We start from the raw sequence: 8378 nt of genomic DNA on the forward strand, positions 1-8378 counted from the left end.
TTAGCCGCTTAGTAGGAGCAGCAGCTATGCAAGTATGGGCCGTCATCGCGCAAAAGGGCGGGCAATCCAAAACCACCCTCTCAACCGGATTCGCCGTCGAGGCGGCGCGGGAGGGGGCGTCGGTCGTTATCCTCGATGCCGACGATCGCCAGGGATCGGCGCTCTACTGGTCCGAACGCCGCGACGAGGACGACGTGATGGTGAAGGACAGCAGCGTTGCCGGTCTGCCGCTCCACGTCTCGCGCGGGCGCAGCAGCGGCAAGATCGACCTCATCATCATCGACACGCCGGCGAACTCCAAGGACATTGCCATGCTCGCAGCCGAGCAGGCGGATTTCGTCATCATCCCTGTCGCGCCGCGAGGGCTGGACGTTCATTCGGTGTTGCAGACCGTCAAGCAGGTGCAGCAGGCAGGCACGCCGTTCGCTGTTATACTGACGCAGGTTCCGCATCAGGGCGGGGAGGGGCAGGAGGCCCATGCCGGTTTCGCGGCGAAGGGCGTGACGATGTTCGACAGCCGCCTCCACTTCCGCAAGGATTTCTACAAGGCCACGCCGCTCGGCAGAACGGCGGCCGAGACGGACCCGGACAGCAAGGCGGCGACCGAGTTGCGCGCCGCCTATGATGAGGCTAAGCGACTAAGCGGCTTTACGACTAAGCAAGTAAGCGAGGTTAGATGATGGCGAAGAAAACTTCCGCGCTCGCCGGCATCTTCGATGACGAGCCCGAGGCACCGGCACCGGCACCGGCACCGGCACCGGCTCCCGTTGCCGATGCAACTCCCGCGCCGCAGCCTGCCGTCCCGCGTCGGTCGCGGCGTGCGGCGGACACGTCGGCCCCGGCAGTACCTGCCCGGCGCAGCAGCCATCCTGGCAAGAAGCCGGTGCTGATCCACATTCCCGAAGACATGCACCGCACACTGCGCCAGCTCAGCGTCGAGGAGGGCGGGGAGCCCCTTACCGTCATCACCGAGCGGTTGCTGCGCCAGTATCTGGTCCAGCGGGGACACACCAGGTTCGCGCCGTGAGCAAGCGGCGTGATCCCAATCCCGAGTTCGACCTGTTCATTCCGGCGCTCGGCGATCTTCCGCTCAAGGACCAGCGGGAGGTCATGGAGCGCCCGTTCTTCTCGCTCCAGAAGCGCAAGCGGCTGAAGCCGATCGAGTATCGCAGCCCGGATGGCGAGGCCTGGGTGCGCGTGCAGGCCATTCCCGACTACGGCATGGCCACGATCTGGGACGCCGATATCCTGATATGGGCCGCGTCCACGCTCAACCGCATGAAGCAGCAGGGGCTGAACGATCTGCCCCGCACGCTGACAACCACGCCCTACGACCTACTGCGGGCGATCAAGCGCAGCACAGGGGGCAGGGACTATCAGGAGCTGCAAGCTGCGCTCCTCCGGCTCCAGACGACTTCGATCACAACTTCGATCCGCGCGACGAAGCGCCGGCAGAAGGCTGGCTTCAACTGGCTCGACAGCTGGACCTTCGACACCGACGCCGAAACGGAGCAGCCGCGCGGCATGACGCTGACCCTCTCGGATTGGGTCTATGAGGGCATCGTCAACGAGAAGTCGCTGCTCACCATGCACCCCGACTATTTCCTACTCTCCGGAGGGTTGGAGCGGGCGCTCTATCGTATCGCGCGAAAGCACGCCGGCACGCAGCGCGGTGGGTGGACTTGCCGGGTAGAGGTGCTTCGCGACAAAACCGGCAGCGATGCCCAGCCCAAGGAGTTCAACCGGATGCTTCGGCGGGTGATCGAGGCCGACCAGCTCCCCGACTATGCGATGGAGCTGACCGAGACGACGGACAAAAGCCCGGCCGTGTTGTTCAGGCTCCGCGGCGAGGCCGAGGCACTGGCACTCGCCGAGAGAATGCGCGCCGAGGAGGAGCGGCGCGCCCGTTTCGACGCCGAGCGCAAGCGGGCCGAGGAAGTCGATGCACAGATGGACCGGCTTGCCGGCCGCCGCTGACTATCGGGGTTTCACACACCGCAAGCCCAACTATCGGGGTTTCACACACCGGCCAGCGATGCTGCCTGAACCCTGACATGCTTCGGGCGATGCCGGAGCCACCAGCCAGGCTGTGGATAACTGGCACCGGAGGCCCCTTTTCGGCTCCAGAGTCTCGGGGTTTCACCCACCTTGGCGTCGGGGTATCACCCACCGCACTATCGGGGTATCACACACCGAATCACGGGGTTTCACCCACCGGGCCGGCTGGCAAGCAGTTGATAAACAAAGCAAGATTCCGCTTTTTGAGCGGCTTAACTTGTTTAACGATTCCTATTTAACAGAATCTCTTAACGACAGGGCTCACCCAAAACCGTCAACCTGAGAAGGGCAAGCGGAATTGGCCTACGGCCAATGCGCCTTCGATCCGTGCCGGCTAACGCCGTCACTAGAGCGGCCTATCGGCCGCAGGGCTTCCGAAAGAAGCCAAGCGAAACTGGCGGTGTGTGCCTTCAGCGTTCCGCCGGCAGAGAGGGCGATGAGGCGCTACCCCAAAGCTCACTTTTCGATCTTCCGGGCCGGCGTGTGCGATCACGCCGGATCGAACAGGCCGGCGAACTCGCGCTCGGCATAGTAGCGAACCTTGCCGGCCCACAGCGGGCGTTCGCCCTGGCGCAGCAACAGGAGCGTGTCGGCCGGCATCCGCATGATCTCGTCGGGCGTCACGAGCCGCCGCGCCGTGACATGCGTGCTGACGCTTTCCGAGGGACCGGCGCGATTTTCACCCCAGCCCGTGCCGCGCGACGTACTGAGGGTCGCATATTCCAATGTCGTGTCGCCGATCGTGCGCGAGAGCATGTCGGCGGTGGCGTGATCGTTGACCCCGAATGTCTGGATCACGCCGGCGTTGGACAGGAAGGTGCCGGCGCGCTCGCCATAGAGCGCACGGAGCTGGTGCATGTCCTGGAGGATCGGCCAGAGCTGGAGGCCATAGCCGGCCATCAACCCCATCGCGCGCTCCACCGGCTCCAGTCGGCCGAGGGCGGCGAACTCATCGAGCAGGAACAGCACCGGGCGTTCCGGCCGGGCAGGGGAGCGCGCCATATCGGTGACGGCCTGCGCGACCAGCAGCCGCAGCCAGCGAGCATAGGTATCGAGTCGATCCGGCGGCAGGCACAGGAACACGGTCCCGGGCCGCTCCTTCAGGTCCGCGAAGCGGAAATCGGAGGCGGACGTGCTTTCGACCAGGCGCGGGCTATCGAGAAAGTGGGTGTGGCGCTGCGCCGAGGACAGCACGCCGGCGGCCTCGCGATCGGACTTGCCGAGGTGACGGTTGGCGGCGCGTGCGATCAGGCCGTGCGCGCCGCTGCTGGCTTGCATGTCTGCCAGCAGCGCGGCGAAGCCGGCGGGATCGCGGGTGAGCTTGTCGCGCACGGTGGCGAGCGTCGCGCGGGCAGGGGGTTCGTGGACGACGGTGTGCAGGATCACGCCGGCGATCAGCGCCTTGGCTTCCTCGTTCCAGTGCGCCTCGCCCGATTGTCCCGGCGCATCGTGGACCAGCGCGTCGGCGATCGTCTGCGCATCTTCCGCCAGGTCCGGGCTTGCGGGATCAAGCTGCGCCAGGGGGTTGTAGCGGGCCGCAGGACGCCCGGAGACGCCGAAGGGGTCCAGGCACCACACAGCGCCTTTGCTGGCCCTCCCACGGGCTGTGACGCGGGCATTCTCGCCCTTAGGGTCGATGCAGACCACCGAGCGGTCGAGCAGCAGCAGGTTGGGGATGATCGTGCCCACGCCCTTGCCCGAGCGGGTGGGTGCGATCGTCAGCAGGTGCGCCGCGCCGTCATAGTGGAGCAGCTTGCCGGATTCCTTGGCGCGGCCGATCAGGAGATCCCCGTTCGCCTCCAGCTTGCGCACGTCGGCGCGGTCGCCGAAGCGGGCCGAGCCCAGCAGCTCGTTCCGGCGCTTGCCGGCGCGGCTGTTGATCCACCAGGTCGCGCCGATCAGTCCGACCAGGACCAGGAACGACACCGTGCCGGAAATCTGCCCGACGCCGAAGATGCCTTCCAGCCATCGCGCGGTCGCATAGGCCGCGACGAACGAGACGACGATCGCGAGCCGCCAGCTGATCGGCCGCCGCCCGCCGATGAGCGGACCAGCCATCAGCAGGCCTGTTCCAGCGGCGTAATCGCAAGCGCCGGATCGGCGTCGGGATGCCCGAGCAGCTTGAGGATGATTTGCGTGGCGAGGGGAGGGGGCACCGCCTCGTCGCGCAGCATGTCGAACAGCGCCTCGTCATCCCCGCTCAGCGTCATGCCCTCGATCGCGAGGTTGGCGCGGGATTCGGCATCGGCTTCGCGCCATTCCGCCACATCAGCCGGCGTGCCGCGCTCAAACTCCAGCGCGCGAACCTCCCGGCGGATCGCATCGAGGTCGAGGAGGGGCGTCACGGCTTCATCCTTTCTCGCGGCATGGCGGCTAGGCGTTCATTTGGGGGCCAGCGCGAAGTTCACGCGCACCGTCACCATTCCGGCATTGGTTCCCGCCATCACCGGCGCCGACGCCTGTTCCGCCTGCACAGACACGGGCGGCGGCGCGACCATGCGGGCATCCATTGCCCCCATTTGCGGCATGTAGCCGCCCTGGCCGCCGTCGTGGATCGCGAGCACACGGTCGATGCGTAGGCCAGCGGCCTTGGCATAAGCCTCGGCCTTGGCGCGGGCGGACTTGTAGGCAGCATCATAGCCGCTCAGGTTCGCCTTCTCGGGATCGGTAACGGAGAGGTCAGGGCCGGACACGATGTTCGCGCCGGCGTCGGTGACGGCGGCGATCGCCTTACCGACCCGCGCTGTGTCCCGCATCCGCACGGTGAGGGTATTGCTCGCCTCGAAGCGACCCTTGTTGGGGCCGTAGTCCACGCGATTGACTGACAGGCTGCGCGTCTGAATATCGCGCGCGGGCACGTTCAGCCGGGCAAGGGCGGCCGTGATCCGGCTCATGGCTTCGGCGTTCTTCGCGCTGGCGCTTTTTGCGTCGGCGGCCACGCTGGACAGGCCGGCGGTGAACAGCGCCTGGTCGGGCGCGGCTTCGGTGCGTCCGGTGCCTGTTACCGTCAACAAAGTCTCGCCGCTTTCAAGGCCGTGCGGATCGACGGGACTACGATCGCAGCCGGTGACGACAACGCAGAGCGGCAAGGCCCACAAAATCTTATTCAAGGCAGTCGCTCCTCCACATTGTTTTCCATGTCGAACGCCCGTTTGCCGCGCCGCTTCCAGAGCGCAAGCGAGTCGCCGGCCTCGCCGCGAGCGCGGCCGACCAGCTCCAGCAGCGCGCCGTAAATCGTTGCGCGATCGTCGTCGGCGAGATCGACCAGGCCAGCCTTCTGGACGAGGCCGCCCAGCTCGATCAGGTGGCGGGTGCGTTCGCGCCGAGCCAAGACCCAGCCCCGCGTATCAGTCCGACGCCGTGCCGCTTCCAGACGCTGGATCAGCGCCCGGTTGCGTACCTGCGCTGTCGCCGTTGCCGTCAGCAGTCCGCCCAGCTTTGCGCCCGCGCCGTTGAAAGAAAGTGGAGCCCTTCGCGCGCCAAGCCTCCTTCGCTTCCGCATCCTTCGACGCAACGGCATCGAGCAGCGCGCCGGCGAGCATTTCCATGTCGAGCGCATCGGCCCCGGTCGCGGCAACGAGCTGGCCGAGCTGTTCGACCCGCTTCGCCTTCAAAGCGCGGGCCTTGTCACCCAGCGCTTTCAGTTCGGCATTATAATCGCGAACCTTCCGCATCGCTTTCACCCTTCCGCGTATCGGTCAGCAGCATCTTAGCGCGCCGAGCATATGGGTAAAGCCAGAACGACCAGAAAGCGGCACCAGGTCAGTCAGGAGATGCGAAGCAGATCGTGAGTGCGCGCTTATACGTCGTTGCCGACGTGCGCTAAGTAGGGCAGTATGCGGAGCGTCATGGCGATCTATCACTTCTCCGCCAAGGTTGTGAGCCGCGCGAACGGATCGAGCGCCGTTGCGAGCGCCGCCTATCGTTCCGCGTCCGAGCTGCACGACGATCGGCTGAATCGCGATCATGACTTTAGCAACAAGGCGGGAGTCATCCACTCCCAGGTGATGTTGCCGGAGGGCGCACCGGAGCGTTTAAAAGACCGCACAACCTTGTGGAATGAGGTGGAGGCAGGCGAGAAGCGCAAGGACGCGCAGCTTGCCCGCGAAGTGGAGTTCTCGATTCCGCGCGAGATGAACGAGAAGCAGGGTGTCCAGCTCGCGCGTGATTTCGTGAAGAAGCAGTTTGTCGATCGCGGGATGGTCGCGGACCTGAACGTGCATTGGGACAAGGCGAAGGACGGCAGTCCCAAGCCGCACGCGCACGTCATGCTGGCGATGCGCGACGTTGGGCCGGAGGGGTTCGGGCAGAAGAACCGGGACTGGAACAGCACCGAGTTGTTGAAGGATTGGCGCGAGGCGTGGAGCGCGCACGTCAACGAGCGCATGGCCGAGCTGGGGCTTGAGGGGCGGATCGACCATCGCTCCTATGAAGCGCAGGGCATCGCGCTTGAACCGCAGCACAAGATCGGACCCGCAGCATCGCGGCGATCGGAGCAGGGGCTTGAGGCGGAGCGGATCGAGGATCACACCCGCATTGCGCGGGAGAACGGTGATCGGATCATCGCCGATCCCAATGTCGCGCTGGACGCGATCACCCGGCAGCAGGCGACATTCACCACCCGCGACCTTGCGACGTTCGCGTTCCGGCATAGCGACGGCAAGGAGCAGTTCGACCAGGTAATGGGCGCGGTGCGCGCATCACCCGAGCTGGTCGCATTGGGCAAGGACGGACGCGACCAGGAGCGGTTTACATCCCGTGACATGATCGCGGTGGAGAACCGGCTTGAGCGTGCCGGCGACGAGCTGGCGGGGCGCACCGGGCACGGCGTCGCTGATCGGCATCGTGACGCTGCGATCGGCGCGGCCAGTGCCAAAGGCCTTGTCCTGTCGGGCGAGCAGCGCGACGCCTTCGATCATGTCACCGGCGACGCGGCTCTGGCGTCCGTCGTCGGCTATGCCGGCAGCGGCAAATCGGCGATGCTTGGCGTCGCGCGTGAGGCGTGGGAGCGGGAGGGCTACACGGTTCGTGGCGCGGCGCTGTCGGGCATCGCGGCCGAGAATCTTGAGGGCGGGTCGGGCATTCAATCCCGCACCATCGCCAGTCTCGAACACGCATGGGGGCAGGGGCGCGAGCAGCTAGGCCCGCGTGACGTGCTGGTCGTGGACGAGGCGGGCATGATCGGCTCACGCCAGATGGAGCGGGTGTTGGGCCAGGCGCGTGACGCCGGGGCCAAGGTCGTCATGGTCGGCGATCCCGAGCAGTTGCAGGCGATCGAGGCCGGCGCGGCGTTCCGCAGCGTCACCGAGCGCCACGGCGCAGCCGAGATCGCCGAGATCAGGCGGCAGCGCGAGGACTGGCAACGCGACGCGACGCGCGCGCTGGCGACGGGACGCACCGGCGAGGCGATTCACGCCTATGACCAAGGCGGCATGGTCCACGCGGCCGACACGCGCGAACAGGCGCGGGGCGAGCTGGTCGATGGTTGGGATCGCGCGCGCCAGGCCGAGCCGGGCAAGAGCCGGATCATTCTCACCCATACCAACGCCGAGGTGCAGAGCCTCAATGGCGAGGCGCGCGACCGGTTGCGCGCGAGCGGCGACCTTGGCGACGACGTGACGGTGAAGGCCGAGCGCGGCGAGCGGCAGTTCGCGACCGGCGACCGCATCATGTTCCTGCGCAACGAGCGCGGCATGGGGGTAAAGAACGGCACGCTGGCGACGATCGAGCGGGTATCGCCCGAGGGCATGGCGGTGCGCCTCGATGACGGGCGCGGGGTCGCGTTCGACACGAAGGATTATGCCCATGTCGATCATGGCTATGCGGCGACGTTCCACAAATCGCAGGGCGTGACGGTCGATCGCGCGCACGTCCTCGCCACCCCGGGCATGGACCGCCACAGTGCTTATGTCGGCATGTCCCGGCACCGCGACGACGTGCAGCTCCATTATGGCCGCGACGACTTCGCCGATCGGCGCCAGCTCGTCCGCGCCCTGTCGCGCGACCGGGGCAAGGACATGGCCGGCGACTACACCCGGCCCGAGCAGGATCAGGCGCGCGCGTTCGCCGATCGGCGCGAGATCCGGTTCCCGGAACTCGCGCGCCAGGTGGTGGCGAAGGTCCGCGACAAGGCGCGGGGCATGTTCGACGGCTTCCGGCCGAAACCAGCGATCGAAAAAGCGACGTCGCCGGAGCGTGTCGCGGCCGATCGGCCGCTGGCACCCTCGCAGGCCCGCGCGATCGAACGCTATGGGCGCGCCGCAGCCGATATAGACCGGATGAAGGACAAGGGGTTGCCGGTGCTGGCGCACCAAGAACAG

General features: G+C 66.6%; 9 protein-coding genes. 4 read left to right on the forward strand and 5 right to left on the reverse strand.

The window, feature by feature from the left end; translation table 11 throughout:
- Window positions 1–26: 26 nt before the first annotated feature.
- The 3 genes from ACI2JO_RS19580 to ACI2JO_RS19590 are packed head-to-tail and all read left to right on the forward strand — an operon-like array spanning window position 27 to window position 1977.
- Window positions 27–680 (forward strand): ParA family protein, encoded by a 654-nt coding sequence (locus tag ACI2JO_RS19580; RefSeq protein WP_064311330.1) that lies wholly within the window; start codon window positions 27–29, stop codon window positions 678–680.
- The gene (locus ACI2JO_RS19585) at window positions 680–1027 is read left to right on the forward strand and encodes a hypothetical protein (RefSeq protein WP_108350282.1); all 348 of its coding nucleotides are present in this window, start codon (window positions 680–682) and stop codon (window positions 1025–1027) included. Before ACI2JO_RS19580 ends, ACI2JO_RS19585 begins: the two co-directional genes overlap by 1 nt.
- The gene (locus tag ACI2JO_RS19590; RefSeq protein ID WP_024021610.1) at window positions 1024–1977 is read left to right on the forward strand and encodes a replication initiator protein A; all 954 of its coding nucleotides are present in this window, start codon (window positions 1024–1026) and stop codon (window positions 1975–1977) included. The genes ACI2JO_RS19585 and ACI2JO_RS19590 overlap by 4 nt, the downstream gene beginning before the upstream one ends.
- A gap of 570 nt (window positions 1978–2547) precedes the next feature.
- Here ACI2JO_RS19590 and ACI2JO_RS19595 read toward each other — a convergent pair.
- From ACI2JO_RS19595 to ACI2JO_RS19615, 5 genes are read right to left on the reverse strand one after another with little or no spacing between them, the layout of a single operon-like run.
- Window positions 2548–4116 carry a type IV secretory system conjugative DNA transfer family protein gene (locus tag ACI2JO_RS19595; RefSeq protein ID WP_084445274.1) on the reverse strand — a complete coding sequence of 523 codons (1569 nt, stop codon included), beginning with the start codon at window positions 4114–4116 and terminating at the stop codon, window positions 2548–2550.
- Window positions 4116–4403, reverse strand: coding sequence for a hypothetical protein (locus ACI2JO_RS19600; protein ID WP_024021608.1), 288 nt, complete (start codon window positions 4401–4403; stop codon window positions 4116–4118). Before ACI2JO_RS19600 ends, ACI2JO_RS19595 begins: the two co-directional genes overlap by 1 nt.
- A 36-nt stretch (window positions 4404–4439) precedes the next feature.
- Entirely contained in the window at window positions 4440–5168 is a 729-nt protein-coding gene (locus ACI2JO_RS19605; RefSeq protein ID WP_064311332.1) for an SIMPL domain-containing protein, read from the reverse strand.
- Window positions 5165–5389, reverse strand: coding sequence for a conjugal transfer protein TraD (locus ACI2JO_RS19610; protein ID WP_064311333.1), 225 nt, complete (start codon window positions 5387–5389; stop codon window positions 5165–5167). Before ACI2JO_RS19610 ends, ACI2JO_RS19605 begins: the two co-directional genes overlap by 4 nt.
- A gap of 16 nt (window positions 5390–5405) precedes the next feature.
- Window positions 5406–5732, reverse strand: a complete 327-nt coding sequence (locus tag ACI2JO_RS19615) for a conjugal transfer protein TraD (protein WP_064311334.1) — start codon at window positions 5730–5732, stop codon at window positions 5406–5408.
- Between the two features lie 174 nt (window positions 5733–5906).
- On the opposite strand from ACI2JO_RS19615, the gene traA reads away from it, so the two are divergent.
- Window positions 5907–8378 (forward strand): Ti-type conjugative transfer relaxase TraA (gene traA / locus ACI2JO_RS19620; protein WP_404722177.1); only part of this gene is annotated, 2472 nt, incomplete at its 3' end.

The organism is Sphingomonas sp. NPDC079357, from assembly GCF_044901155.1.
Classification (GTDB): Bacteria; Pseudomonadota; Alphaproteobacteria; order Sphingomonadales; family Sphingomonadaceae; genus Sphingomonas.